This window comes from Aedoeadaptatus nemausensis (genome assembly GCF_903819165.1).
Taxonomy (GTDB): Bacteria; Bacillota; Clostridia; order Tissierellales; family Peptoniphilaceae; genus Aedoeadaptatus; species Aedoeadaptatus nemausensis.
The window spans coordinates 1-1,684 of record NZ_CAIJCS010000060.1; the positions used below are offsets into that span (position 1 = coordinate 1).

General features: G+C 34.4%; 4 protein-coding genes. All 4 read left to right on the forward strand.

The window, feature by feature from the left end; all coding sequences use genetic code 11:
- Nucleotides 1–276: HNH endonuclease (locus tag PEPTYR26121_RS08855; RefSeq protein ID WP_180501065.1), on the forward strand; the 276-nt coding region annotated here is incomplete at its 5' end.
- A gap of 211 nt (nt 277–487) precedes the next feature.
- On the forward strand, nt 488–805 hold the full coding sequence (locus PEPTYR26121_RS08860; protein ID WP_070736663.1) for a DUF6442 family protein: 318 nt from the start codon (nt 488–490) through the stop codon (nt 803–805).
- 9 nt (nt 806–814) lie between these two features.
- Nucleotides 815–1,021, forward strand: a complete 207-nt coding sequence (locus PEPTYR26121_RS08865; protein WP_004816384.1) for a helix-turn-helix transcriptional regulator — start codon at nt 815–817, stop codon at nt 1,019–1,021.
- Nucleotides 1,022–1,216: 195 nt separating this feature from the next.
- Entirely contained in the window at nt 1,217–1,684 is a 468-nt protein-coding gene (locus PEPTYR26121_RS08870) for a P27 family phage terminase small subunit (protein ID WP_425484722.1), read from the forward strand.

Sequence of the window (1,684 nt, forward strand, 5' to 3'; positions counted from 1 at the left end):
AAAGAATACAACAGAAACTATGAAAAATATAAACGAGATCCTAAAACCCATAAGCGTTATGGAAAAGCGTGGAGACTTATTAGAAAAAGATATGTAGCAGAGCATCCACTTTGTGAAATGTGTTTAAAAGAAAATAGAATGACAAAGGTAGAGGAAGTACATCACATACTTCCTCTTTCTCGTGGTGGAACTAATGACGAAGATAATCTTATGAGTCTTTGTAAATCTTGTCACTCAAAGATTCATGCAAAGAGTGGAGATAGGTTTGGAGGATAGTTTTACGTGGGGAGGGGGAGTCGTTATCTTAAAAGCTGATTTCCCTACCAACGGTGCCGCCCTCTCACGCACAAAAAAACGGGTTCAAAGGGGGTATTAAAGAACATCTTTCCAAAAGTAAAATATTTATTCTAATATATTGACAATAAAACTTGGCATGATATAATATAAATACCAAGTAAACTTGGCAAAAGGATAAAGGAGAATGAATATGAAGAGAGATGAAGTTTTAGCAAGAAGTCGTGAGGAGTATAAATATCACGATGAGATGATGGTTGATATTTTTAAAAAAGCAGGTGAAGTTTCCAGCCAAATCGGATTAGCTGTTGCTGCCATCCTATTTGGAATTGAAGCTTTTTTCTTCAATTCCTTTAATTATGGAATACTAAGTATTTATTTTAGTATTGAAGCAACGAAAGAACTTGTAAAGTATGCAAAACTAAAAGAAAGAAAGCAATTGTTAATGGGGATACTTATGGCAATTATAGGAATCGCCTTATTTGTAGCTAACCTTATAACATTGAAGTAGTGATGGATTATGGATGATAAACTAGTTCTCAAAAATCATTTAAAAGAAGTCAGAAAAGAAAAAGGCTATTCACAACAACAGTTAGCTGATGAGGTGGGTGTTTCAAGAAATACAATTAGCTCGATTGAAACTGGTCAATTTAACCCAACCGCTAAGTTAGCTTTGATACTTTGCATTGCTTTAGAAAAGAAATTTGAGGATCTTTTCTATTTTTAGACAAACATAGTTAAACTAAAAATCTCCCTACAGTAAACAATATTGTTTATTGAAGGGAGATTTTATATTTAAGTATTAGGAGGTGATACTATCGCTAAAGACGGAACATACAGAGGTGGAAGAAGAGTAAAAGCAGGAGGCAAACCACAGCCTGCTGCTAAAAAAATAGAGAAAGGTAAAAAAGTAGAAATATTAATGAATGATATTCCAACATTTACTCCAGAAGAAATAGATGCAGTTGACTTACCAGATGGAGCAGTTCTTGATGGAACGGATATGCCAGCTCCTAGTGACTATCTATCTGCAAAACAAAAGAATGGAATACCACTAGGTGCTGATGAAATATATAAAGAGACATGGTCTTGGTTAAAACTGAGAAACTGTGAAAACTTAGTAAATCCAAGACTATTAGAATCCTACTCACAGGCTTTTGCAAGATATATTCAATGTGAAGAGGCAATTAGTCAATTTGGACTATTAGGAAAGCATCCTACAACTGGTGGAGTTATTGCATCTCCATTTGTACAGATGTCTAGTCAGTTTCAAAAGACAGCAAACCTTTTGTGGTATGAGATTTATGACATAGTTAAAGAAAACTGTACTGAAGTCTATGAAGACTATGGGGAGGATATGATGGAAAAATTACTAAGGCAAAGGAGGTAA

Excerpts from the sequence above, each read along its gene's own strand:
- PEPTYR26121_RS08860 (WP_070736663.1), top strand. The coding sequence starts at position 488 with ATGAAGAGAGATGAAGTTTTAGCAAGAAGTCGTGAGGAGTATAAATAT.
- PEPTYR26121_RS08865 (WP_004816384.1), top strand. The coding sequence starts at position 815 with ATGGATGATAAACTAGTTCTCAAAAATCATTTAAAAGAAGTCAGAAAA.
- PEPTYR26121_RS08870 (WP_425484722.1), top strand. The coding sequence starts at position 1,217 with ATGAATGATATTCCAACATTTACTCCAGAAGAAATAGATGCAGTTGAC.